Below are 25331 nucleotides of genomic sequence, written 5' to 3'. Positions count from 1 at the left end.
GAACCCCGCCAATGCGGGGCTTTCGTGTTGGCGTTTTGATTTGATCGCGCATGATGCTAGATTTCATTTTTGTCTGTCGGGAATGGAATCATGCATAAGACGGTGGCGCTTGCAGCGCTTTGCTTGCTGGCTTCGGGATGTGCAACATCATCCATTGATTACAAGCCCCCAACTCAGAGCCGAATTACGAATACTAAAGTGGTCAACAAGCCATTTGATCAGGTCTGGGACGACCTGGTTAGGCAGTTGAGCAGCGACTTCTTCGTCATAAATAATATTGATAAAAATTCAAGACTTATAAATCTTTCGTTCTCTACTCAAAAGCCATCTGAATATGTTGATTGCGGGGTTACATCCAGGCGATTTGAGAATGCCAGGGGAGAAAATTCCTATGTGTATAAAACCGCCGACTCATCGGTTTTCTCGCTGACTAATAAGCAGGGAAATGCTTTCAACGCCACCCGCAACACTAAGCTAAATGGGCGTGTGAATATCTACGTAGCACCGGCCGCCACCGGAACATCCGTAGCCGTCAACACAAAGTACGTGGTTGATGTTGCATTTGTAGCTACCTCATTTGACGGCCAGCCCGGAGGCAGAGAAGATTTGAGTTTCGACTTTTCAACAAAACAAGGGTTTTCCAGCGAGCAAGTAACCTGTTACGCGACCGGGGCCTTAGAAAGTCGCATTCTGGAGATGACCGAATGATTTACAAGGCTATTCTATCGCTGGCTGTTTTGGCTGCGCTTTCGGGCTGTGCGCCTATGCCGATTTCGTCGGAAGAGGCCGATCCAATACCGCCGTCAAGGTTGTATTCGTATGGAGCGAAACCTGAAGCATTCCTGGTGGTGACTCGCGATTCTGGGTTTGTGGGGGCCGGTTGCACCATTCGTTTCTATATTGACGGCAAGCAGGCGGCTGACTTCAATTCTGGCGAAACCGGTCGATTCAACGTCGGTGCCGGAAAGCATGTTCTCGCCGCTAAGCCAGTCGGGATGTGTGGCGGCTCAGGAATATCGGAGTCAGAGATTGACATCAAGCCAGGCGAGCTGCTCAAGCGCCGAATGGCAGGCATGAATATTATGCCAACGACGTTTTAAAGCATTAGAAGCAAGCAGAAATCTTAATCAAGCCCGCTGCCTAGCGGGCTTTTTATTGTCCGGAGAAAGCCAATTATGCCTAACACCCCCACTCAACCAGCCAGTGACAGAATTCGAACAGTGCGACTTCATGGTGTCCTAGGTAAGCGCTTTGGTCATGTTCACCATTTGGCGGTTAACTCTGCTGGCGAAGCTGTCAGGGCGCTTGGCGTACTCCACAAAGGATTCAATCGCTTCCTGACCGAATCCAAGGACAAGGGGATGGCTTTTGCAGTTTTTTACGGCAAGCGAAACATTAGTAAAAATGAACTAGGGGACCCTCCAAGCCATAATGACATACGCATTTCCCCCATCGTAAAAGGGAGTAAGAATGGCGGCGGGCTTCAAACTGTATTGGGTATCGCCTTGATCGTCGCAGCTTCTTTTTTCGGTACGCCTGCATCTGGTGCCGCCGTGTCGGGTGCGATGTTCGGAGGCGGTGTTTGGGGGGTTGTTGGCGCAGTAGGCATATCCCTTGCTATCGGCGGCGTCGCCCAGATGGTCGCGGGTACAGCGCCGGGCATTGACAGTTCGGAAGCCGCCGATAACCAGCCCAGCTACAACTTCAGCGGCATCAAAAATACAGTAACTCAGGGAAACCCGGTCCCTCTCTGCTACGGAGAGATGGTGGTGGGTTCGGCCTGCGTTTCCTTGGGCGTCGTCGCAGAAGACCAGCAGTAAGTCGTCAGCAGCCACGCCACTACAACCACCCAGAAACCCCAAGACCGCTGCGGCGGTTTTTTTTCGCCTGGAGAAAAGCATGGGCGCAGCACACACATTCGGCGCTGGCGGCTCGAAAGGCGGCAGCGAAAAGCCGCATTCGCCAGTAGAGAGCCCGGACAGCCTGATCAACACCAGCTACGCCAATATCCTCGACGCTGTCAGCGAGGGGCCGATCGTTGGCCTGGTGAATGGCGCCCAGTCGATTTTCTATAATGAGACCCCGCTGGCCAACTCTGATGGCAGCCTGAATTTCACGGGCGTGACCTGGGAGCAGCGCACGGGCGAAGCAGAGCAGGAATACATCCGCGGCTTCCCGGCGGTTGAGTCCGAGACTGCGGTTGGCGTTGAACTGAAGTTCTCCCAGTCGTGGACGCAGGCAATCAGCAATAGCGAGTTGTCGGCTGTCCGTGTCCGCCTTGGCGTGTCGACGATGTACAGGACCGAGTCGGACGGCGATACCGTCGGCTACGTGGTGAATTACGCCATCGACCTCTCCACCAACAACGGCGATTACGTCACCGTCCTGACTCAAGCATTCGACGGTAAGACAACCAATGGCTACCAACGGAGTCACCGCATTGAGTTGCCACCGACCGATGGCGGCTGGCAGATTCGTATCCGCCGCCTGACCCCGGACGCTCCAAACTCCAGCATCCAGGCCAACACCTCGATAGTCAGCTACACCGAGGTGATCGACGCAAAGCTTCAGTATCCGTATACCGCGCTGGTCGGCACCAAGATTGACGCCTCACAATTCAATGCCATTCCGGAGCGCGCCTTTCACATCAAGGGCCGCATCATTCAAGTGCCAAGCAACTATGAGCCGTCCACCCGCAGCTACACCGGCGCCTGGGATGGTACGTTTAAGTTGGCCTGGACCGATAACCCGGCCTGGATCTATCGCGATCTGATCCTCAATGACCGTTACGGTCTTGGGGCTGTGATCAGCGACAGCCAGGTGGACAAGTGGGGGCTGTATCAAATCGCCGGCTACTGCGACGAACTGGTGGATGACGGGAAGGGCGGTCAAGAACCACGCTTCACTTGCAATCTCTACCTGCAAAGCCGTGCCAATGCGCTGACCGTGCTGCAGGACATGGCCAGCATCTTCCGCGGCATGAGCTATTACGCCGGCAGCGAAGTGATGGTATCGGCGGACATGCCGAGCGACCCGGTCTACACCTACACGAACACCAACGTGATCGACGGCAAGTTCAGCCGCTCCGCATCGAGCGGCTCAACCCGCTATAGCGTGTGCAAGGTCTCTTGGTCCGACCGGACCAACTTCGGCGCCGCCAAGGTTGAGTTTGTCCAGAGTCAGAAGGCGATCGCCCGGTACCAGATCCGCGAAACCGAAACCACGGCCTTCGGCTGTGTATCGCAGGGCCAGGCCCAGCGGCTTGGCCAGTACATCCTGCTGACCAACCACTACGAAACTGACACCGTGAGTTTCTCCGTGGGCATGGACGGCACCATTGCTCGCCCAGGGCAGCTGATTCGGGTTGCTGACGAAAACTACAGCGGCAAGCCAATGTCCGGTCGGATCAAGTCCGCAACTGCGGGCAGTGTAACGCTCGATGCTGATATCGAGGCGGAAGTAGGCGATACGCTGATTGTCATCCGCCCCACTGGAACCGCCGAGTCCAGAATCATTCAAGGGGTGTCCGGGCGTGTCGTGACAGTGACTGAGGCCTTCTCCTCAACACCGACCACACAGTCGGTCTACACGATTGAATCGGCTGAACTGAAGGCAGAGACATTCAGGATTTTGTCGGTCGTCGAGAATTTCGGCGACGACAAGCTGCAGTACGACATCGTCGCAGTGCAGCACAATGCGAGCAAATTCGCAGCAATCGATAGCGGGGCACAGATTGTTACGCTGCCAACTACAGTTCTTCCATCGGCTGTTCAAGCAATACCGACAAACGTGGCCTTGTCCACCTTTGACACCGTTCGGCAGGGAGTGAACGTTGCGACGATGCGCATTACCTGGACGGCACCCAAAGGTGCTGCCAGCTACAACGTGTGGTGGCGGAGAGGCTCGAGTGACTGGATTTTTGGCGGGCGCGTTTACACCGCCTCAATGGAGGTGCCGGGCATCTACACCGGCACCTACACGGCGCGAGTGGCTGCTATAGGTCCGAATGAAAACTGCTCCCTCTGGGCCTTCTCCCAGCCAACCGAACTCTTTGGGAAAACCGGAAATCCGCCGGCGGTGTCGTTCCTGACGGCCACGCCGCTGCTGTTCGGTATCTACCTCAAGTGGGGTTTTCCTGCCGACGCCGAGGACACCCAGCGCACGGAAATCTGGTACGGGCCGACGAATAGTCTGGAGGCTGCGACCAAGCTGACGGATCTGTCGTACCCGCAAAGCGATTTCTCGATGCTGGGGCTCGCCGCGGGCGTGACCTTCTTTTTCTGGGCTCGCCTGGTGGATCGGATCGGCAACATCGGTCCTTGGTACCCGGTGGGGATGGGTGTCATGGGGCAATCGAGTTCGAACGCCTCAGATATCCTCGATATGCTTGCCGGAAAGATTTCCGAGACGGAGCTCGGCCAAGACCTGTTGGACGAGATCAACAAGATCCCTGGCCTGCAGGGTCAGATTGACGCACTCGATGGCTTGACTGGTTACAAGCCGGCGGACGTTTACGAGAAAGACCAGATGGTCGTGGAAGGCGGGCGAATTTACCAGGCTAAAAGCCAGGTGCCGATCAACACGCCACCGCCGAACGCCACCTACTGGCTGGACGTGGGACAGTCGATCGAGACAGCCAACGGCCTGGCCCAGCAGGTCGCAACCAACACCGCCGATATCACCGAATTGGACGGTGTAACCACCGCCCAGGCGACTGCGTTCCAGGCGCTAAAAGCTTCTTACCGTGATGACAACGGGGAAGGGGATTTAGCCGATGCCCTGAAAGGCTGGACCAGCACCGCGGCGATCGCTTCCGAATCAAAGGTGCGCACCTCTGAAAACGAGGCAACGGCGCAGCGGCTCACAACGTTCGACGTAGCGATCGGTAAAAACGCGGCCAACATCACCGAGCTGGAGCAGGTGGTGGCCACCAACGCGTCAGCCACGGCGACGAAGATCGATCAGCTAAACGTGTCGGTTGGGCAGAACACGGCCGCCATTCAGCAAACCTCGACGGCCTACGCCGACACCGCTGGCAAGCTGACCACCATGTGGTCTGTGAAGATGCAGGTGAATGCTCAGGGGCAGTACGTGGCGGCAGGGATCGGTCTCGGTATTGAGAACGGCCCGGGCGGCCTGCAAAGCACCTTTCTGGTCAGCGCAGATACTTTCGCAGTGGTGAATGGCGTCAACGGCACGCTGTCGTCGCCGTTTGCCGTGACCGGCGGCCAGGTGTTCATCCGTTCGGCATTCATTCAGGACGGCACGATCACCAACGCCAAGATCGGCGACTACATCGCCTCAACGAACTATGTGGTCAACCAAACCGGCTGGGCCATTTTCAAGAACGGCGGTTTCGAAATGAACGGGCAGGGTGCGGGGCAAGCAAGGATCGCGATCAACAACAACAGCGTAAAGCTCTATCACCCAAATGGCGTGCTGGCCATCAACATGAGCGTCTGACATGACGGGTTTAACCACTTACGACGCCTTCGGGCGTCTGTTGGTCGATATGACCATGAACATCAGTCAGGTGCAGGGCTCGTACGATACCGGCGGAGCCAATGGCGCAATCAACATCCCCGCGCCGCCAGCGGGCAAGACGCAGTTCTTTATCGTCGTACCGCTGGTGGATCTCCAGTTGGAAAGGGGGAAAAAGCCGGGCGTTACCCTCTCGGGAAATGTCCTGTCTTGGGCCTACTCCTACGCAACTAATGGCTGGGGATACTTCTCGGCGAATTGCCGGATTTATTACGGGTATTTCTGATGTCTACCTTTCAGGCATTTAAAGACAACGGGCAGATTCTTTTTGATACAAGCCTTATATGTTACGGGCTAGTGAAAAGCGGCTACATGACCTATCTAAACTCATGGACGCGTAAGGTTCTTCGCTCTGCCCAGCTCGACCCAAATGAAGGGGCGAACTGGACCACGACTACTTCTCAGTCAGGGACTCCCAGCGCCGATTCAATGTTTGGGTTTTCTGTGCAAAATGCATTGTCCCCCATTGTTTTCATAGTAGGTACTGGTTGCTTGCAAGGGACTTCGATATCCGGCAGCACGATGACATTCTTCTATGCAAATGCCGACGCGAATACGAAGTTCTATTGTTTTGATCTTATGGCTGACAACATGGCAGGAACGACGTTCTTGAAAACCTACGATGTCAATGGACGCATAACGTTTAACTCTTTGCAGCCCCCATTAAATGTCAGCGCAGCTATTCAGGCTCCGGGTCCTGGGTCAGTTGATATTTATGGTAGATACATAACAACATATGCCGGGGGTTATAACGTTCACCGACAAACATCAACGGGTGGCGAGGTAACAAAAACGGATTCTCACGTAGACATTGCAATAGGTTCTGGGGTCGAGTATGCCGCGTTTCTCCCGTGGTCGAGGTCATGCCGTATCAATGATTTGTTCCCCGGGAACGTTTTTGCGTTTACGCAGTACAGCGGCGCCGAGGGTGCATATGGGAGAACGGGCGGTATTTCGTTTATGTTTGGTGCAGCAGGCGGCACAACTCAGGCATATCCAACAGTATCTGGCCAGGCCACCCCTTGTTCCTTCGAGAATATCCCGACTGATCGATACCCCGTAGCTCTTGTGATAACAACTGCAAATATGCCGTTCCCTTTCAACTAGCTCAGAATTTTCATTAATACGGCCTATTTCGGCACTCCAATTAAAGTTAAAAGGAAAGCTCTATGCCTTGGTATAAAGCCGGGACGGTTTCGGTTACCCAAAATTCCAGCACGGTGCTTGGCACAGGTACCGCATTTATTGCCAACGGCCGCGTCGGTGATGGTTTTCGTGGCCCTGATGGTGGTTGGTACGAGATAGTTAACTTTGCCAGCGACACGGCCTTGTCCATCTCGCCGCCGTATCAGGGCGCTACCAACGCTGCCGGCGCCTATGCGCTGGCACCTCTTCAGGGGTACGTGAAGGACTCGGCCGACGCTCTGCGCGCACTGGTCAACACCTACGGCGCCAAGCTGGCCGCGCTGGGTACCACCGGCAACTATGATGTTTTGCCCATCGCAAAGGGCGGTACGGGCGGCGCGACCCTTGCGGATGCGAAGAGCAATCTCGGCATTCTGGATATCCAGACGGTGGCCCGCGGCGGCACCGGGGCGACAGATGCCCCAGGGGCGCGGACTGCACTCGTAGCGGCCAAGAGCGGCGTTAACGCGGACATCACTGAACTCAATGGGCTGACCAAAACACTGACCATTGCCCAGGGCGGCACCGGTGGGAATACACAAGTCGCGGCCCGCAGCGGGCTCGGTCTTGGCGCTGCGGCCATTGCAGGGATTCTCGGCACCGTCAGCCAATCGGGTGGCCTCCCTACCGGTGACATCTTCCAAAGCGGATCTACGTCGAACGGCAAGTACATCAAGTTCGCAAGCGGCGAGATGATTTGCTACGGCGTCACGGGCTCGGTGACGGCAAACATCACAACGGCGTCCGGCGTCATGTTCTTCACGTCCCTATCAGGAGCGTTCCCCGTACCGTTCCTTGCCGGGACAACGCCCGTGGTCCTCGCTAATTTCACGGCAGCAGGCCGGCTGATGTGGTCGAATCTCAACGCCGACCCTCCGGCGAACTCCTATTCGATTTACGTCATGGCCACGTCTTCAATTTCGGTTACCGGCACCCTGGAATATCTCGCTATCGGAAGGTGGTTCTAATGCGCATCAAACTTTCGCCGCTGCTGATCGACAAGGTGCTGGTGGCCGTGAAGGATGGGCAGAAGCTGATCCTTAACGGTGTGGTTTTCGATTTTTCGCTGATGAAAGAAGGCGACATCCTGCCTCGATCCGCCATCGACTCGGAATGGTTCGCAATCGATCCACGCAGCGATAGCGTTCAGGTGCTCAACAATGAACTGGTCCTGATGTTGACGCTGCCGATCCCCGACAACTACAGCCAGGAGCAGGCATTCCCGGTCGACCTGGTCAATGTCCCTGACGGTGTTGTTGCGTTCCCCCGGCCATTGCCCTTGGAAGGGGTCGAACCACCAGAGTTCGAAATTCCGGCCCACACCGTGCCGGGGATTATCGACTGGTCAAAGCTGGTCACTCAGGAAATGAAGGACGCCACAGCTCTGGCTGATCATTTGTCGAAGATGAAGGCGGAACTTGCCGCTCGAAACTCTGCCGCCGCCGTTCAGATCCTGCGCATCCAGGACCGTATCGAAACCATCGGTTACGGTATCGATGCCGGGGAAGCCACCGACGACGACATGGCCGAACAGGATGGGCTGCTGATCAGCCTCAAGGCCTGGAAGTCCTACAAGTTTTCGCTCGGCAAGGTCACCGCGCAGCCCACTTGGCACGCGGCCCCGGTCTGGCCGGCGACGCCTGCAGTACCTGATATCGACGCAGCGCCCGCTGGGCGATCCTCCGAACTCAGCTGAAACCACAATATTTCGAGCACCCGCCATCGAGCGGGTGTTTTTTTGCCTGGAGAAAAGTCATGCCTGTAACCGAAAAAGACCGCGACATCCTCGCCCGCACATTGTGGGGCGAGGCCCGAGGCGAGAGCTTGGCCGGCCAGGTCGCCGTGGCTTGCACCATCCGCAACCGCGTCAACGATGGCAAGGACAAATCATGGTGGGGTGAGGGTTACGCTGGCGTGTGCCAGGCGCCGTACCAGTTCAGTTGCTGGAACAAGAACGATCCGAACTTCGCGTACCTGTCAGGCGCGAAGCAGATCCCGTTCCGCGAGTTGGCCCAGGCACGGATCGCCGCAGACCAGGTGATCGACGGCAAGGTCCCTGATCCAACCGGCGGCGCGACTCACTACTACGCGACCGCGATGAAGAAGGCCCCGGCCTGGGCGGCCAAAGCCAAGCAGACGGTGGCTATCGGTGGCCATGTCTTTTTCAAGGGTGTGCCATGAGCCCGTTTGGGCTGAAGGTGGCGCTGGCCGGGATGCTGGCGCTGCTGCTGATCACCGCAGGCGGCACCTGGAAGGTGCAGGACTGGCGCTACGGCAAGCAGCTCGCCGAACAGGCTGGCTTGCATCAGGACGATCTGACTGCCATCAGCAACGCGGCCGCAGGCCAGGTGCGCGCCGATCAGGACAAGCGCCTGGCGCTGGAGCAGCGGCTCTCAGCCAGCGACCAAACCCACCACCAGGAACTGACCGATGCACAAACCAATCAGGCTCGCCTGCGCGATCGCCTTGCTACTTCTGATTTGCGGCTGTCAGTCCTCCTCGACGCTGCGGATTCAACCGGTGGCGGTGCAGTGCCAGCCGGTGCCGAAGCCGGCGGCGTGGTTCATGGAAGAGCGCGTGCCCGACTTGACCCAGCGCATGCTCAACGAATTATCGCCATCACCGACGACGGGGATAACGCCGTGATCGCTCTGCGGGCGTGCCAGGCGTATGTGAAAGCGGTCAGCTCTCACGATCCCGCGCACCCCTGAGAAGGCGCTGATTTTCTTGGAAGAGATGGTCTCTCTGGTGTGCCACGTCTGCAAAACTGCGCCTTTCGCTCAGTAAATCCCCCTCGGCGTACTGAAGCCTTGCCCTGAGAGAGTTTCTCTCCTGGGTGAGCGCGTCATTGTCACGAACCAAGCCCTCTATATTTTCAAGTGCCCGATCGAGCTTGAGGGTGAGCATTTCGAATTCGTTTTCGTACATCCTGAGTTGGTGCCGGCAGGTTTCGAGAGAAGTCGGGGTACCGAGCCAGTCGTCGGTATCTTCTATATAAAGGGGTTCCACGGGCATGCCTTGCTGAGTGCTGTTTGCATATACAGTAATCGAGGTGCAGCCGGTGAGCGATTGTGATGCGACGAGCTGTAGGTTTTGGTGGGGTATACGGTCGGCAGGACGCCGGAGGAGGGGTGGTTTAAATGCTGTCATAAAGCTGGCATTGCAGAACCCATTGGAGCCTATCAGGCCCCAACTGGGTTTTCTAAGCGCCCTGTAAACCGCGTACTTCAAGGGCTGCAAGTGGGCCCGCCAAGATGATGAACCTGGATCGGTTCGACGTGAAGTGATGTAAACGGCGAGAGAGCCCGCTGAATCAGCGATGGTCAGCGGGTTTTCTTTGCCCGGGATTTACCCCAACCTGTAGGAGCAAAGCTTGCTCGCGAAAGCGGCGGCACATCCGACATCGATTTCGACGGACACACCGCTTTCGCGAGCAAGCTTCGCTCCTACACAGGGCGCGGTGATCTGATCCGTATTTTCTCGCGCCATCTGCATCTATAACGAGATCAGCCACAGTCCCACAATGCCTCACCGGCCCGGCCGCCTGTGATCAACACATCTCACTGCGCCTGTTGCGCCGCAAACTCAAGTAGTAGGAGGCCTTATGGCTAAGATGGCGTTTTTCCTGGGTGGGTTTCTGGTGCTGACTGTCTTGATTGGTGCCTTGGCCACGATCTCTCCAGTGTGAGAACAAAAAAGCCCGCTGAACCGGTGACGGTGAGCGGGCATTTTTGTGGGTGGATTTCGGGTTATTCGTCGCCGTACATCAACTCTAGCTGGCTAATCCACTCGTCAGTCGCCGCGTACCTGGCGAAATAGTCGTGCTTTTCTGCTGTGCTCAAACCAGTGAAAAACGGCAGGAAGTAGCTGTCGTTGTAGTACCCGTTCATCCCTTGCATCGCGCCGCCCCACCACGCAGGGTTGTACCCCTCGAACGCGACCCATGGCGGAGGCACGGCGAAACGTTCACGACGAATGCTGTCGAGGAAATCGAGGCTATTTGTCACCAGCCGCACGGTGGTGGAGTTGAAGGCTTCGTCGGAGGTGAGACAGAGCAGGCGATGGTTTTTTTCGGTGCTCGCGTATTGCTTGACGAGGGCATCGTTGAACGGCTTCTGCGTCTCGTAGCTGAAGGCAGACTCCACAAGCGCCCAGAAATGGTGGGCGTCTTCCTTGTCGATTAAAAACGAACAGTAGTAGGCCGGGACATCGATGTTCTCCAGCGATACCGCTGGCGGAGAGTCAGCCGTAAGGCGTGCCAGTGGCTCGCTAAAAACCACCTTCAATTCGTCCCGGGAATACCCGACGACCTGTTCTTTGGGGGCTGGCCTTGCGAGGGCTTTGAAACGACTGAAAAAACTCACTGCTTACCTTCGATCCTTCTAATTTTCGCTGTGGCGGCTGAGTAAACCTGTGGCGAGGGAGCTTGCTCCCTCGCCACAGGCGGGCGTTCTATCTAGTTGCCGTCCGCCACTTTGCGCTCAATCTCGTCAATTTTGCGCTGCAGCTCCTCGGCATCCTGTTCTTTAACCCGGGTGGAGGAGGGCGTAAGGGTTTCGTCCACGCCTCGGGTGTCGCTATCCCCGTCCTCAAGATCCCGTTCAACCACATTGACCGGTTTGCCCGACGTATCGGTGGGCATTGCTTTCGATTCATCGCTCATTTCGCATACCTCCATTGACCTAATCATTGGAGGTGCTGATATCGCCGGAGTTCGAGATTTCTACAGTTCACTCTCGCGCCAGCGTCGCGCCTGGACGAGCACCGCCGGGGCAAAGTGCAGCATCACCATGCGCACCAGATGATGGGTCAGGATAAACACCACATTCAGCCCGCCACTAAACGCGACGATGGCGATGGTTTCGATGGCGCCGGGCATGTAGGCCATCCACAGCGACAACGGATCGCTGCCCAATACCCGCGAGGCCACCACGGCAAAGGCGGCGGCGATGAGGATCATCAGGGCGACGGACATCACCCCGGACCGGCCATGGCGTACAAGGTCTGCCAGGGAAATGTCCTTGAATTTCGAGCCGATCAGCACGCCGAGGATGACCGTGGCGAAATTGACGCTCCACGCCGGCATCTGGAATTCAGCCAGCCAACCCAGCTTGACGTAGGCACCCGTGGCGACAATGGCGGTCAGCATGAACGGTGCCGGGACGCCAATGCGTAGCAGCAGGCGACCGACCCCGATGCACACGGCGATCAGCGACAGCACGGTCAGCAGGGTGCTCGCGACCAGCGGGGTGTCTTCGGCGAGGACCAGGCTGGTTTGCGCCGGGATGAGGAAACTGACCAGCACGGTGATCGACAGCAGGCGTACCAGGTGCACGACGATCACTTTGCTGGACGCCCGCTCGGACTCCAGCAAGTCGAACACCGCAGCGAGGGCACCGGGGTAGACGGCCAGCAGTGAGTCCTTGAGGTTCCAGCCCGACACCTTGAGCAGCCAGAAACCGGCCACGCTGATTTGCACGGCCAGGCACAGAAACAAAAATCCCAGGCTCGGCAACAGGGCCGCAGCGGTGTGACTGTCCCAAGCCTTGAACATCAGGCCAGTGGCGATTCCCAGTACCACTTGGACGTAACCGAGGCCCAAGGGCAGGATGGGCGCAACGTTCAGGTTGCTGACGATCAACGCTGTTGCGAGTATCGAGCCGAGCAGCAGGCCATGGGGAACGCCGGCATATTGCAGCGCCGCGCCGACGCCCGTGGCGATCAGCAAACACAGGAGGGTTTTCATGAGTCGTCCTTGAGTCTAGTTGTTACCCAATGTTTCAAACCATGTACGTTCTCCCATTTACCGCGTGCAGCGTCAAGCACGGTCATCCATGGACTGCGGCTGATTCTTGAAATTCTTTTTTACAATTCGATTGTCCGACGAAATGTCATTTTTGTGCTGGAGGTTGCTGTCTTGAGGCTTGCAGAGGTTTTTTGGTGATGTTCAGGGCCTCTTCGCGGGCAAGCCTCGCTCCTACAGGGATGGATGATCGACACATATTCTCTGTAGGAGCGAGGCTTGCCCGCGAAGAGGCCAGCAAAAACACACACGTTCCGCGCTCAAACACCGCCTGAACATTCAACTTCACGATCCCAATCATTGAGCCTTCGCTGCAGCCTCGATCAGGTCGGCAACGGTTTTCGGGTGGGAGACCATCACGATGTGAGAGGCACCTTGTGCTAATCCTTTTCAGGAGCGGGACTGGCTCAGCAATTTGCTGAACGCCACCTTATCGACCGGGCGGCTCATGTAGAAGCCTTGCACCTCGTGGCATTGGTCGGCGCCGAGGATGTCCAGTTGTTCAGCGGTTTCGACCCCTTCGGCGGTCACGGTCAGGCCCATGGCTTTGCCCAGGCTGATGATGGCCTGGACCACCGCGCGGTCGTTGCCGCCGCTGCCCATGGAGGCGATAAAGCGTTTATCGATCTTGATGCCGTCGAACGGGTAGGCGCGCAGGTAGCCCAGCGAGGAATAGCCGGTGCCGAAGTCGTCCATGTTCAAGCGCACGCCCAGTTCCTTGAGGGCGTTCATGGTGGTGAGGGCGCCGTCGATGTCGTTGAGCATCACGTTTTCAGTGATTTCCAGTTCCAGGCGACTGGCCGGGAAGCGGGTCTCGACCAGCACTTCGCGCACGTCCTCCACCACGTCGCTGCGGGCGAATTGTGCGGGAGACAAGTTGACCGACAGCAGGATGTCCTCCGGCCAGGTCAGGGCGGTTTCACAGGCTTCGCGCAGCACCCAACGGCCCAGTGGCACGATCAGGTCGGTTTGCTCGGCCAACGGGATGAACAGGTCCGGGCCGAGCAGGCCTTGGGTCGGATGCTGCCAGCGGACCAGCGCTTCCACCGAGACGATGTGCTTGCCATCGACCTTGTAGCGCGGCTGGTAGTGCAACACAAACTGATTGTTCAGGACCGCCTGCCGCAGGTCATCTTCCAATTGGCGCCGTTGCTGGATCTGGTCGCTCATGTGCGCTTCGAAATAGCACCAGGTGTTTTTACCCTCGGACTTGGCCTTGTACAGGGCAATATCGGCACAGCGGATCAATTCGCTGGGCACGTAACCCTGGCGCCGACTGAGGGCAATGCCCAGGCTGGCGCCGATGTGCAGCGCATGGTGTTCATAGGGGATGGGCCGGTGCAGGCTTTCGATCAGGCGGGTGCAGAACTTGTCGATCTCGCTGTGGCTGTTCATGCCGTGCACCACCACGACAAACTCATCACCGCCCAGCCGGGCGACGATGTCATGGTCGCGGGTGCACTCGCGCAAGCGCACGCCGACTTCCTGCAACACCGCGTCGCCGGCGGGATGGCCGAGTGAATCGTTGATCGGCTTGAAGTTGTCCAGGTCGAGCATCAACAACGTCAGCGGCGCCGAGTGTTCCTTGAGCAGCAACGCCTCTTCCAGGTAGCGCGCGAGTTTGTTGCGGTTGGGCAACCCGGTCAGGGCGTCATGCATCGACAGATGCTGGATTTGCGCGTGGGCGGCGACTTCGTCGGTGATGTCGCTGGCCGTGCCCCGGTAGCCGATGACCCGCTGGTTGTCGAAGATTGGCCGGGCGGACACCCGGCAGTAACGCTGTTGCCCGGTTTCATCGCGATAGGTGCATCGCAAGTCGCTGACACTGGTTTCCTCGGTCAGTTTATTCAGCCAGAGAGCCAGCGGCGTGGTGTCGCAATATAGCAATTGTTCGATGTTTTGCCCCAGCCACTGCTGATCGGAGAACCCGGTCACGGCGCTGAAGCGTCCGGACAGGTAGGTGATGTATTGGTGTTGATCGATTTCCCAGATCCAGTCGGACGCGGCTTCGGCCACCGCGCGAAACCGTTCTTCGCTGGCCTCCAACGCGTGGTTGGCGCTTTCCAGTGCCTGGTTGGAGGCTTGCAACACCTCATAGCTGCTGTCGACGTAGCGCGATGAACGCAACGCATACCGAAAGAAATAAGCGGTGAGCAGCATCAGCACCACCAACGTCCCGCCCAGGGTTGGCAGCAACGACCATAACAAGTGCTTTCCGGGCTCATCGAGCTGGGCAGTCAGGCTGTAGCCGGTGCCTTCAAGCGAGACTTGCGGCTGGTCTTTGGTGAAGGTGGCATCGGGGGCGAGGGTCAAATCCGCCAGGCCATAACTGGTGCCCAAGGTGTGAAGTTTGGCGGTGGTCAGTTGGTCGACGAACACCAGTACGGAGGTGGTTTTCGGATCCTCAATCGGCCGTGCGTCATTCGGCATGATCGCCTCGGCCGTCAACAACGCGGGCGAACCTTCGAACATCGTGTACAGGCTCACCGGTTTGGTCAGATCTTCCTGGCTCTGAACCTGATCGATCAGCGTCGCGGCTGACGCCGTCACGTAACCGGAAAAATCCGCCTGGAGCATCTGCCCCCGAATCACGGCGTATTTGGTGTGCGCCCGATCAAGTACGAACACGCCTTCGTAGCCATCGTTGCCGAACAGCGTTTTGCCTATGTTCTGCTCGACGTACGCCCAGTCGGTGTCGACTTCACCGTTCAAATGATCGTAAGCCGACGTCCAGTAGGCATAGCTGGTGATGTAGTTTTTTGACGCGGTGATGCGGTTTTCCAGGGCGCGGGCGGTGTAGAACCGGGTGTCGTTGATGTCTTCGTTGTCGAGGCCGGTGGCGATGCTGAACAGCGCGATCACCACCATGCAGACGCCGACGATAAACAGAATGCCCATGGCAAACGCCAGGCGCCGGGTCACCGAGCTCTGCCGGGAGGGGACCGAGGCTGTATAGGCTGAAACGTCCATTGACTCGTCCTTGATCCATGTCACGGCGTCTGGCTAGCCAGGACGGTTGCACGGCTCAGGCTGGTCAGCGATCCAGTCATCCGCGACGGTCGGTGATGAATCTATGGGCGTGAGTATAGGCAGCGTGGGGCAGAACGTCGGGAACGTCCTTGGGGTGGGTGGTGTTTGGGCGGGCGTCTTCGCGGGCAAGCCTTGCTCCTACGGGTTTTGTGGTGGCCGCGAAATTTTCGGACACCGCGAAACCCGACGCCTGATTTATTGCCCGCTAAACACCGCCCCCCTGCGCTCGGCAAACGCCGCCAGCCCTTCGCCAAAATCGGCACTCTCACACGCCTGTCGTCGCAACTCGGCAATCTGCTCCATCGCCTGCACCGGCAGCGGTTGCAGGTCTTCCAGAATCCGCAATTGCTCCTTCACCGCGGCCACCGCCAGCGGTGCCTTGGCGGCGATGCCTTGGGCCATGTCCAGCGCCGTCGCTTCCAGTTCAGCGCTATCGACCAGTCGATTAATCACGCCGAAGCGTTCGGCCCGCTGGGCATCGAGTTTCTGCGCGGTGAAGAACATTTCCTTGAGCACATGAACCGGTAAATTATTGAAGAACCGCAGCAAGCCGCTGGTGGTGTACGGCAAGCCGATGTTCACCGGGGTCATGGCGAAACTGGCGCTGTGATCGGCTACCACCAGGTCGCAACTCATGGCCAGATCCACCGCGCCGCCCCACACGGAACCTGAGATCAGCGCAATGACCACGCCGTGGTAGGCGCGAATTCGGCGCAGCACTTGTTCGAGGGGCTTGCCGTAGGCAATGGGGTCGCGGTCATGTTGCAGTTCGCGAATATCGTGGCCGGCGCTCCACACCGGTTGCCCGACTTCGCCGCCGAGAATCACCACGGGGATGCGTCGGGCGGCGAGGGCGACGAGGTTTTCGTCGAGGGCGTTCAGCAGTTGCGCGCTGAGGGCGTTGCGGTGAGTGGGGTTGCTGAAGACCAGTCGGGCGATGCGCTCATCGATCTGGTTGACGGTAACGGTCGAATTCATTGGGCAGTTCCTGTGGCGTGTGTGGGTGAATCGTTGGTGTCCTGGAACACCACGTTGGCGGCGAGCAGTGCGTTGATCGAAGCGTTATCGAAACCCGCCTCGCGCAGCACTTCAAGGGTGTGTTCGCCGAGCAGCGGCGGTGGGCGGCTGGCGGCGCTGTCGGTGGCGCTGAACACCGGCGTCACCACTTGGCGCACGGCGCCGAGGGTCGGATGCGTAACGGTTTCGGTCAGTTGGCTGTGCAGCACTTGCGGGTCGTCGAATACTTCGTCGAGGGTGTTGATCGGGCCAGCGGGCAGGCCGGCTTCGATAAACAGCTCAGTCCACGCGTGTTTGCTGCGGGTTTTCAGACGGCTTTCGAGGATCGCTTTCAATTCTTCCCGACGCTCGACCCGCGCCTCATTGCTGGCGAAACGCGGATCGTCCGGCAGCGACGGCAAGTCGAGCAACACGCACAAGCGGCCCCACATGGCCGAGGTGATGGGTGCCAGATTCAGCGGGCCGTCCAGCGTCTGGAACACGCCATACGGCGCGATCACTGAATGCGCATTGCCGGTGCGGCGCGGCACGTCGCCGAGGCTGAGATAACGCTGGCCGTGCACACTCAATAACCCGACCAGACTGGCCAGCAACGAGGTGCTGACATGCTGGCCGCGCCCGGTCGTCGAGCGCTCCAGCAGGGCGGCCAACACCGCCGTCACCAGCCACATGCCCGAGGTCAGATCGCCAATCGCGGTGCCGGTGCGGGTCGGGTCGCCGTCGACAAAACCGGTCAGGCTCATCAGTCCCGAATAGCCTTGGGCGATCTGGTCGAAACCCGGCCAACGGCTCATCGGCCCGTCGGCACCGAACGCGTTGATGCTGCCGAGAATCAGCCGTGGATTGCGCGCACTGAGCACGTCGTAACCGAGGCCCATGCTCTCCAGCGTGCCGGGTTTGAAGTTCTCGATCACCACGTCGGCATCGTCGATCAGGCGCTGGATCGTGGCCAGGCCTTCGGGGTGGCGGAAGTCGATGCACATCCCGCGTTTGTTGCGGTTGCACGAGAGGTAATAAGTGCTGACGCCACGGTCGAACGGGCCCCAGGTGCGGCTCATGTCGCCGCTCGGGCCGGGCTCGATCTTGATCACGTCGGCGCCGAGGTCGGCCAGCACCATGGTGCAAAACGGCCCCGAGAGTGCGCGGCTCAGGTCGACAATCTTGATGCCTTGCAAAGCTTGCATGGGATTCTCCGGTGAATGAAATCTATTGCGGCAAGGTCTGGTCGCGGGTTTCCACGGCAAACGGCAGGATCAGGATGCCGGCGACAAACGCGGCGGCTGTCCAGGCGATGGGCGCACCGAGGGAACCGTGCCAGTGGATCGCGGCCGCCAGCAGGAAGTTGACCCCGGCGCCGATAAAGCGCCCGACCGAGGCGTTGAAGGCGAATGCGGTGGCGCGAATGCGGGTCGGGTATTGCTCGGGCAGCCACAGAGAGAAGATCGCGAAGTTGCCGCCGAAGAAACCGAGGAACACCAGCGACACCATGAACAGGTGCAGGCCATCGTCCATGTAGAACACCCAGCCGAACGCGACGACGATCGAGGCGGCCATCCCGGCGAAGTAGATGCCCAGCGCCTTGCGCCGTCCGACGCGCTCCGCCAGCCATGGCGCGATCAGGCAGCCGAGGATGGTGCTCAGGGACAGGATCGCCGCCCCGATGGAGGCCAGGTGCACGGCGCCGACGTGGTCGATGCCGGCGCGGGTCGCCAGGGTGACTACGGCGGTGGCTTCGTACACCGAACCGGCCCACAACCCGACGATGGCGACACCGACCAAGGCTGAGCTGGTGAGCGTGCGACGACGAAACGCCGGAGCGAAGATCTCCAGCCAGGAGCTATGCACTTTCGGCCCTGTGGCTTCGATGATCACTTTGCGCGGCTCTTTGACTTTGAGCGCGGTATAAATCGCCACGAACGCCGGGAACAGCCCGCACAGGAACATCACCCGCCAGCCATACGTGGCGCCGACCGTATAGTTGAGCAACGCAGCAATAAAGAAGCCCAGGTAGTAGCCGGTTTGCAGGTAGCCCGCGCCCATCTTGCGTCGGTCTTCCGGCCAGCACTCGGCGACGTAGGTGCCCGCCAGTGCCCACTCGCCGCCAACGCCGATCCCGGCAATCAGCCGAAACGCCGCCAGTTGCCAGATGTTCTCGGAGAATGCCGCCGCGCCGGTAAACAGCGAGTACACCAGGATGCTCGCGGCCAGCATCTTCACCCGCCCAAAGCGGTCGGCCAACGGTCCCCAGATGAACGAGAGGCCCCAGCCGATCAGGAACAACCCGAACAGCAAGGACCCGTACATGGCGATATTGGCGGGGGTGGCGGTGATGCCGGAGTTGGGCAGCAACTCGGTCATGGCCGGGATCAGCACGAGGGCGAAGATCACGGAGTCGACGCCATCCAGGACCCAGCCCAGGTAGACCGTCCAGAAGCCGCGAATCTGCTCGCGGCTTAGCGGCGTCTTGATCGGTTTTTCCCGTGTTGCAGATGCAGTCATTGCGCTAGACATGGCGATCTCCCAGTGGCCTTTTTCAGGCCTATGGAAGCGCGACGCGGCAGTGGCGGCCGGTGGCGCTTCGTTTGTTGTGAGACGAGTCTAGGCGCGGTATCTCATAAACTTAAAATATGATATTCCTCTGGTCCCAACGGAAAATCCGATGGCTTTGGAGAGGCTCATGGACCTGCGCCAACTGCGTTATTTCATTAAGGTGGTCGAGTGCGGCAACATCACCCGCGCCAGTGAAGCCCTGCACATCGCCCAGCCTGCGATCAGCCAGCAGATGCGCAATCTGGAGCAGGACATGGGCATGCAATTGCTCGACCGCAGTGTCCACGGCGTGGTGCCGACGGCGGCGGGGCGCACGCTCTATCGGCATGCCGTCGAACTGCTGCGTCAGGCCGACGGCACTCAGGAACTGCTGCGCCAGGACGCCGAATTTCCCCAAGGCAAGGTCTCGGTGGGCATGCCGTCGAGTACCGCGCGGATGTTGGCAATCCCACTGGCGCGGACCATTCGCAGTCGATATCCGGGGATCAAACTGGAGTTGATCGATGCGCCCAGCGCCGAACTCGGCGGCCTGATCACCTTAGGGCGCGTGGCGTTGGCGGTGAACGTCGATGTGGCCGAAAGCCGGGGCGTGGTGTCGCAGCGGCTGCTGACTGAAACGCTGTACCTGGTGGCGTGGCCGGAATTTTCATTGCCTGATGGCCCGGTATCGATTGAGGCCTTGGCGAAGATGCCGCTGGTGCTGCCCTGTGCGCCGAATACGATTCGCAGTCGGGTCGAGTCAGCGTTTCAGGAGGCTGGCCTGCACTGTGAGGTAGAGTTTGAAGCCAACTCCACCGACCTGCTGTTCGCGGCGGTCAAGGCCCGGCTCGGCGTGACCATCCTGCCGTGGGCGGCGGCGCATGCCGAGCTGGAACAGCACAAGTTGAAACTGGCCAGGATCGACCATCGACTGTTCACCCGGGAGTTGTCGTTGTGCTGGCATGACACGGCAGTGCAGAGCAATGCGGTGCAGAAGGTCAAGGCGACCATTTTTGAATTGTTCGACGGGTTTGGGCGCCAGCCGGGTTGGGCGGATGGGCGGTGATAAGCCGTGGGTTTTTGTGTGTGTTTGAGGGCCTCTTCGCGGGCAAGCCTCGCTCCTACAGGTTTTGTGGTGGCCGCGAAATTTTCGAACACCGCAAAACCCTGTAGGAGCGAGGCTTGCCCGCGAAGACGTCAGCCCAGACACCAAAAATCCCTGATCAACTGTACTCATCATGCCGCCGCCACCAAGGCCCTTGTTCATGCCTGCCCAACGGCGCCCGATCCAGCCACTGATACATCCCCCACAACCCGTCCAGCCCACGGGCATAGGTGGAATAGGTGTGATAAATCACGCCGTCCTCACGCACAAACGCACTCAACCCCGGCCGGTCCCGCGAATAGGTGGGCGCATCGGTGCCACAGGTCGCCGCGAACTGCGCGACAGGTTCCGGCACCTGCGATTCATCCATCGCATGCCCACCGCGTTGATAGTTGTATTCGATCGTTCCTTCACGCTGCTGCGCCTCGGTGAACGACACATTGAAATCAGCCGTGAAATCGCTGTCAGGCGCCGACGCCCAGGGAAACGTCCAGCCCATCCGCTGCCGGTACGCCAGCAGTTTCGCCAACGGTGCGCGGGACACGGCCATCAGCGTCACGTCGTGGTGCGCCAGGTGCGTGACGATGCCGTCAAACCCATCGGCAATCGCCGAGCAGGACGGGCAGCCCGCCGTGTAATCGGGGCCGAACATGAAGTGATAGACCAATAGTTGCGAGCGACCGTCGAACAGCGCGTCCAGCATAGCCGGACCGTGCTCAGTGTCGAAACGGTACGCCTTGTCGACCCGCACCCAGGGCAGCGCCTGACGTTGTCGGGCGAGTTCATCGCTGCGGCGGGTCAGGGCCTTCTCGGCCTTGAGCAAATCCAGGCGCGCAGCCAGCCATTGTTCTCGTGTACCGATCGTGTGCTTGTTCATCATGCTTGCCTCCCATCGCGGTCAGTCATCGTGAGATAGACTAAATTCGGGACTTCGGACGATGGGAGTGACAAATGTGGCGCGATTCAGATGGATGCGCTGATCACGGCGGCGGCGCGGGCGCTGGCGGCGGGTGATCCCCTCGGCGCCCTGAACCGCGTGGCCTTGCGCGACGATGCGGCAGCGCTGGCACTGCGCGGCATTGCGATGGCGCAGATCGGTGACCTGGTGTTGGCCAGGACGCTGGTGCAACGGGCGGCGCGGGCCTTCGGGCCGAAGGAAAGCCTGGCGCGAGCGCGCTGTGTGGTCGCCGAGGCCGAGATCGCGCTGGCCTCGCGGGACCTCGGTTGGCCCGTCAAGCAACTCGACATGGCGCGGGTGACGCTTGAGGCCCACGGCGACGGCGTCAACGCCGCCCATGCGCGCTATCTGGCGATCCGGCGCCTGCTGTTGATTGGGCAATTGGATGACGCTCAGCAACAACTCAGCGTAATCGACCCCGCGCCACTGCCGCCGGCCTTGCGCACGGTGCATGAATTGGTGGTGGCCGGGATCGCCATGCGTCGCGTGCAATCACAGTCGGCGCGGGCGGCGCTGACCCGGGCGCAAGAGGCCGCACGGCATGCCGCGATCCCCGCGTTATCCGCCGAAGTCGAACACGCGATCAACCTGTTGAACACCCCGGTCGCCCGGTTGATTGCCCATGGCCAGGAGCGCCCCTTGTTGCTGGACGAGGTTGAAGCCTTGCTCGCTTCAACCGCGCTGGTGGTGGACGCGTGCCGTTACAGCGTGTGCGGCGCCGGCATGTCGATGGCGCTGGGCACGCGCCCGGTGTTGTTCGCCATCGCCCGGGCCCTGGCCGAAGCCTGGCCTGCCGACGTGTCGAGAGAAGCCCTGATTGCCCATGCCTTTCGCCTGAAACTCAGTGACGAGTCCCATCGCGCCCGATTGCGCGTTGAAGTCGGGCGTTTGCGCGCGGCCCTTGAACCTTTGGCCAGCGTGATCGCCACACCGCGCGGCTTTGAGTTGGTGGCGCAGGATGTGGTGCTGCTGGCACAACCTGTCGAAGAAAAATACGCCACGGTGTTCGCCTTCCTCGCCGACGGTGAATCCTGGTCCAGCTCGGCCCTGGCGTTGGCCCTCGGCACCAGCCAGCGCACAGTGCAGCGAATCCTCGATACCCTGGCGGCGGACGGCAAGGTGCAGTCGTTCGGGCGCGGACGGGCGCGGCGCTGGATGACACCGCCAGTGCCGGGTTTCGCGACGACTTTGTTACTCACGGCGCCGTTGCCCAGTGCTTAGGATCACCTCACCAACCCCGTGACGAGGAACACCTCATGAAACACTCAGCAGCCGAAATCATCCGTGAATATGGACCCTTTGCCGGTGTCGACGCCGTGCATGGCGTGAGCTGGGACGGCCAGCATGTGTGGTTCGCCAGCGGCGAAAAACTCAACGCCCTCGACCCGGCCAGCGGCGAGACCGTGCGCTCGATCGATGTCAGCGCCGACGCCGGCACCGCGTTCGATGGCGAGCACCTGTTCCAGATCGCCGCCGACCGCATCCAGAAAATCGACCCCAAGACCGGCCGCGTGCTCCACACCATCCCCGCCCCCGGCAGCAGCGACTCGGGCCTGACCTGGGCGGAAGGCACGCTGTGGGTCGGGGAATACCGAGACCGCAAGATCCATCAGATCGACCCCGAGACCGGGAAGATTCTGCGCACCCTCGAATCCAACCGGTTTGTTACCGGGGTGACCTGGGTCGAAGGCGCGCTGTGGCATGGCACCTGGGAAGGCGACGAGAGCGAGTTGCGCCGGGTCGACCCGGCCACCGGGGACGTGCTGGAAAGCGTGACGATGCCGGCGGGCGTCGGTGTTTCCGGGCTTGAGTCCGATGGCGCTGATCAGTTTTTCTGCGGCGGCGGAGGCAGCGGCAAGGTGCGGGCGGTGCGTCGGCCGAAGTGAGTCGTGCGCTGTTTTAAGATCAAAAGATCGCAGCCTTCGGCAGCGCCTACAGGGGAAATGCATTCCAACCGAAGGCTGCGATCTTTGACGATTTCATGTGGGTGAAATTTCGTATGATTGGCGCTTCCTCTCGCCAGTCACAAGGATCCACCCATGGCTTTAAGCAAACGCGACCAAACCCACATCGAACGTCGCCTGGTCGCCACTTTGACTGACGCGTGCGAGACGGCCAAAGCAGAAATCGTCGGTTTCTGCTGGCTGACCCATGAGGTCGATTACAGCGTGTTCCCTTCCAGTTTGCGGGTGATCGGGGTGTTCGATACCGAGGCGCAGAAGGACCAGGCGCTGGCCAGCGGGCAGGGCGAGCGCATGGTCGCGCTGACGGCCACCGCACTCGATGAAGCGCAGGTGCTCGTCAGCCCTGTAGCGGCTCATGTGCAGTTCGACTCAGAAGAACAATGTCAGCGCGTCAACGGCGGAAATTGGCTGCAACGCCTGGCGCGACGCCGTTCATAACCCGGCGCCGATCAACTTGAGGTACTCGGGGCTTTCAGAAATGGAATTGTGCCCCACCCCCGCAATCACCTTCATCGACGCCACACCCTGGATGAATTGGCCATAGAGCCGCACCGTGCTTGAACGGGGGATCACTTCGTCATGTTCCGCCGCGATCAACAGGGTCGGCACGCTGATGTGCGCCGCGTATTTCGCCGAATCAAACGTGTCCTTCAACAACCACTTCACCGGAAACATCGGGTACTGGCGGATGCCGAGTTCCAGCAGGCTGTTGTAGGGCGTAACCAGGATCAGCCGCGCCGCCGGGCGTTGGCTGGCCAGGCGAATGGCAACGCCAGTGCCGAGGCTGCGACCGACCACGGCCACCTGCGGGTGTTCGGCGTAAACCCGGTCAAACAAATCCAGGGCATCACGGGCAATGGCCTCCTCGGAGGGCGACCCGGAACTGCCGCCGAAGCCCCGGTAGTGCAACAGGTAGATCGCCTGATCCGGGAAGGCTGCGGAAAACGAAGGCAGGTTTTGCGAGACATCCTCGGCATTGCCGCCGAAGTAGAGCAACGCCTTGGGGCCATCGTGGGGGCGGACCGACACCTGCAAGTTCGCGTCTGCTACCGGCAGCGTGAGCACATTGTCGGGTGTGGCGTAGGCGCTGGGTTGCGGGAAGTAGATAAGCGCGCGCTGAAACACGAACAACGCCACGCAGAGCAGCAGGTAGAGGGCTGCAATCGCTACGAGGACGTACACCAGGATTCGTGACATGAGGCTGACTTTTCTGGGAGACAACCGCAGTCTAGTCCAACGCCAGATCAAAAGATCGCAGCTTTCGGCGGCTCCTACGTGGGTCTATGTCCCCTGTAAATACCGCTTGAACCACTCCAGCGTCCGGCCCCACGCAAGCTTGGCGGCGGCCTCATCGTAGCGAGGCGTGGAGTCGTTATGAAATCCATGATTCACCCCAGGGTAAAGGTAGGCTTCATAGGTTTTTCCCGCGGCTTTCAGCGCTTGCTCGAACGCCGGCCAGCCTTCGTTGATGCGGGTATCCAGTTCGCCGTAGTGCAGCATCAGTGGTGCCTTGATTCGTGGCACGTCTTTGGACTCGGGCTGACGACCATAAAAAGAGACCGCCGCGCCCAATTCTGGATAGGCCACGGCCGCCGCATTGACGACACCGCCGCCGTAACAGAACCCGGTGATGCCGACTTTGCCGGTGCCCGCCGCGTGATTCATCAGCCACTCGATGGCGGCGAAGAAATCGTTCATGAGTTTTTCCGGGTCGACGGTCTGTTGCAGCTCCCGGCCCTTGTCGTCGTTGCCGGGGTAGCCACCGACCGAGGTCAGGCCATCCGGGGCGAGGGCGATGAACCCGGCCTTGGCCACGCGTCGGGCGACGTCCTCGATGTACGGGTTGAGCCCACGGTTCTCGTGCACAACCACCACCGCCGGCACCTTGCCCGTGGCTTTCGCCGGGCGCACCAGGTAACCACGAACCTGGCCGTGGCCCTTGGGTGACGGGTAGGTGATGTACTCGGCGAGGATGTCCGGGTCGGTGAATTCCACTTGCTCGGCCAGGGCGTAATTTGGGCTCAGGGCGGCGAGCAGGGCGGACGCGGTCAAGCCGCCCAGGGCGAACAACGCCGCGCGGTCGAGGAACTCGCGGCGGTTGATCTGACCATGCACGTAGTAGTCGTAGAGTTCCAGCAACTCGGGGGCGAAGTCTTTGGCGGTCAGACGGCTCATTGGCGTGCTTCCTGTCGATGCTTG

At 59.7% G+C, this 25331-nt stretch carries 24 protein-coding genes; 14 read left to right on the top strand and 10 right to left on the bottom strand.

Going from position 1 to position 25331, the window contains the following annotated elements:
• Positions 1–90: 90 nt before the first annotated feature.
• The 10 genes from FQ192_RS10320 to FQ192_RS10270 all read left to right on the top strand — a co-directional run bounded on the left by FQ192_RS10320 (position 91) and on the right by FQ192_RS10270 (position 9437).
• On the top strand, positions 91–708 hold the full coding sequence (locus FQ192_RS10320; RefSeq protein ID WP_149658521.1) for a hypothetical protein: 618 nt from the start codon (positions 91–93) through the stop codon (positions 706–708).
• Positions 705–1100 carry a hypothetical protein gene (locus FQ192_RS10315; RefSeq protein WP_149658520.1) on the top strand — a complete coding sequence of 132 codons (396 nt, stop codon included), beginning with the start codon at positions 705–707 and terminating at the stop codon, positions 1098–1100. Before FQ192_RS10320 ends, FQ192_RS10315 begins: the two co-directional genes overlap by 4 nt.
• 75 nt (positions 1101–1175) lie before the next feature.
• A complete protein-coding gene (locus FQ192_RS10310) occupies positions 1176–1820 on the top strand; it encodes a tail assembly protein (protein WP_149658519.1) in 645 nt (214 codons plus the stop codon).
• A 79-nt stretch (positions 1821–1899) separates the two neighbouring features.
• On the top strand, positions 1900–5463 hold the full coding sequence (locus FQ192_RS10305) for a host specificity protein J (RefSeq protein WP_149658518.1): 3564 nt from the start codon (positions 1900–1902) through the stop codon (positions 5461–5463).
• A 1-nt stretch (position 5464) separates the two neighbouring features.
• Positions 5465–5767 (top strand): hypothetical protein, encoded by a 303-nt coding sequence (locus FQ192_RS10300; protein ID WP_149658517.1) that lies wholly within the window; start codon positions 5465–5467, stop codon positions 5765–5767.
• Positions 5767–6648 (top strand): hypothetical protein, encoded by an 882-nt coding sequence (locus tag FQ192_RS10295; RefSeq protein WP_149658516.1) that lies wholly within the window; start codon positions 5767–5769, stop codon positions 6646–6648. Before FQ192_RS10300 ends, FQ192_RS10295 begins: the two co-directional genes overlap by 1 nt.
• Before the next feature lie 62 nt (positions 6649–6710).
• Entirely contained in the window at positions 6711–7694 is a 984-nt protein-coding gene (locus tag FQ192_RS34365; protein WP_256672250.1) for a phage tail protein, read from the top strand.
• A 398-nt stretch (positions 7695–8092) separates the two neighbouring features.
• Positions 8093–8422 carry a phage tail protein gene (locus FQ192_RS34360; protein WP_149658602.1) on the top strand — a complete coding sequence of 110 codons (330 nt, stop codon included), beginning with the start codon at positions 8093–8095 and terminating at the stop codon, positions 8420–8422.
• 59 nt (positions 8423–8481) lie between these two features.
• Positions 8482–8907: a cell wall hydrolase gene (locus FQ192_RS10275; RefSeq protein ID WP_149658515.1), complete on the top strand. Its 426-nt coding sequence runs from the start codon at positions 8482–8484 to the stop codon at positions 8905–8907.
• The gene (locus FQ192_RS10270) at positions 8904–9437 is read left to right on the top strand and encodes a lysis system i-spanin subunit Rz (protein ID WP_149658514.1); all 534 of its coding nucleotides are present in this window, start codon (positions 8904–8906) and stop codon (positions 9435–9437) included. Before FQ192_RS10275 ends, FQ192_RS10270 begins: the two co-directional genes overlap by 4 nt.
• Positions 9438–10475: 1038 nt before the next feature.
• Here FQ192_RS10270 and FQ192_RS10265 read toward each other — a convergent pair.
• The 7 genes from FQ192_RS10265 to FQ192_RS10230 form a co-directional block, all read right to left on the bottom strand.
• A complete protein-coding gene (locus FQ192_RS10265) occupies positions 10476–11090 on the bottom strand; it encodes a hypothetical protein (protein ID WP_149658513.1) in 615 nt (204 codons plus the stop codon).
• Positions 11091–11182: 92 nt separating this feature from the next.
• Positions 11183–11389: a hypothetical protein gene (locus tag FQ192_RS10260; protein ID WP_149658512.1), complete on the bottom strand. Its 207-nt coding sequence runs from the start codon at positions 11387–11389 to the stop codon at positions 11183–11185.
• A gap of 60 nt (positions 11390–11449) precedes the next feature.
• Positions 11450–12472, bottom strand: coding sequence for an AbrB family transcriptional regulator (locus FQ192_RS10255; RefSeq protein ID WP_149658511.1), 1023 nt, complete (start codon positions 12470–12472; stop codon positions 11450–11452).
• Positions 12473–12919: 447 nt separating this feature from the next.
• Entirely contained in the window at positions 12920–15499 is a 2580-nt protein-coding gene (locus FQ192_RS10245) for an EAL domain-containing protein (RefSeq protein WP_149658510.1), read from the bottom strand.
• Positions 15500–15754: 255 nt separating this feature from the next.
• Entirely contained in the window at positions 15755–16537 is a 783-nt protein-coding gene (gene scpB / locus FQ192_RS10240; RefSeq protein ID WP_149658509.1) for a methylmalonyl-CoA decarboxylase, read from the bottom strand.
• Positions 16534–17760 carry a CaiB/BaiF CoA-transferase family protein gene (locus tag FQ192_RS10235; RefSeq protein ID WP_149658508.1) on the bottom strand — a complete coding sequence of 409 codons (1227 nt, stop codon included), beginning with the start codon at positions 17758–17760 and terminating at the stop codon, positions 16534–16536. Before FQ192_RS10235 ends, scpB begins: the two co-directional genes overlap by 4 nt.
• Before the next feature lie 22 nt (positions 17761–17782).
• Positions 17783–19087, bottom strand: coding sequence for an MFS transporter (locus tag FQ192_RS10230; protein WP_149658507.1), 1305 nt, complete (start codon positions 19085–19087; stop codon positions 17783–17785).
• 166 nt (positions 19088–19253) lie between these two features.
• Between FQ192_RS10230 and FQ192_RS10225 the strand changes: the two genes are divergently transcribed.
• Positions 19254–20171 (top strand): LysR substrate-binding domain-containing protein, encoded by a 918-nt coding sequence (locus FQ192_RS10225; protein WP_149658506.1) that lies wholly within the window; start codon positions 19254–19256, stop codon positions 20169–20171.
• Between the two features lie 157 nt (positions 20172–20328).
• On the opposite strand, the gene FQ192_RS10220 is transcribed toward FQ192_RS10225, so the two are convergent.
• The gene (locus FQ192_RS10220) at positions 20329–21087 is read right to left on the bottom strand and encodes a DUF899 domain-containing protein (protein WP_178129069.1); all 759 of its coding nucleotides are present in this window, start codon (positions 21085–21087) and stop codon (positions 20329–20331) included.
• A 90-nt stretch (positions 21088–21177) separates the two neighbouring features.
• On the opposite strand from FQ192_RS10220, the gene FQ192_RS10215 reads away from it, so the two are divergent.
• The 3 genes from FQ192_RS10215 to FQ192_RS10205 all read left to right on the top strand — a co-directional run bounded on the left by FQ192_RS10215 (position 21178) and on the right by FQ192_RS10205 (position 23570).
• The gene (locus FQ192_RS10215; protein ID WP_149658504.1) at positions 21178–22389 is read left to right on the top strand and encodes a helix-turn-helix domain-containing protein; all 1212 of its coding nucleotides are present in this window, start codon (positions 21178–21180) and stop codon (positions 22387–22389) included.
• A 35-nt stretch (positions 22390–22424) separates the two neighbouring features.
• Positions 22425–23054, top strand: coding sequence for a PQQ-binding-like beta-propeller repeat protein (locus tag FQ192_RS10210; RefSeq protein WP_149658503.1), 630 nt, complete (start codon positions 22425–22427; stop codon positions 23052–23054).
• A gap of 153 nt (positions 23055–23207) precedes the next feature.
• Positions 23208–23570: a hypothetical protein gene (locus tag FQ192_RS10205; protein ID WP_149658502.1), complete on the top strand. Its 363-nt coding sequence runs from the start codon at positions 23208–23210 to the stop codon at positions 23568–23570.
• Here FQ192_RS10205 and FQ192_RS10200 read toward each other — a convergent pair.
• Both FQ192_RS10200 and yghX read right to left on the bottom strand, forming a co-directional pair.
• The gene (locus tag FQ192_RS10200) at positions 23565–24353 is read right to left on the bottom strand and encodes an alpha/beta hydrolase (protein WP_149658501.1); all 789 of its coding nucleotides are present in this window, start codon (positions 24351–24353) and stop codon (positions 23565–23567) included. The two genes, FQ192_RS10205 and FQ192_RS10200, sit on opposite strands and share 6 nt — an antisense overlap.
• A gap of 60 nt (positions 24354–24413) precedes the next feature.
• Positions 24414–25307 carry a YghX family hydrolase gene (yghX, locus tag FQ192_RS10195; protein WP_149658500.1) on the bottom strand — a complete coding sequence of 298 codons (894 nt, stop codon included), beginning with the start codon at positions 25305–25307 and terminating at the stop codon, positions 24414–24416.
• Between the last annotated feature and the right edge of the window lie 24 nt (positions 25308–25331).

The sequence above is a fragment of the Pseudomonas sp. ANT_J12 genome, assembly GCF_008370045.1.
Taxonomy (GTDB): domain Bacteria; phylum Pseudomonadota; class Gammaproteobacteria; order Pseudomonadales; family Pseudomonadaceae; genus Aquipseudomonas.
This window is presented reverse-complemented; position numbering and strand designations above follow the sequence as displayed.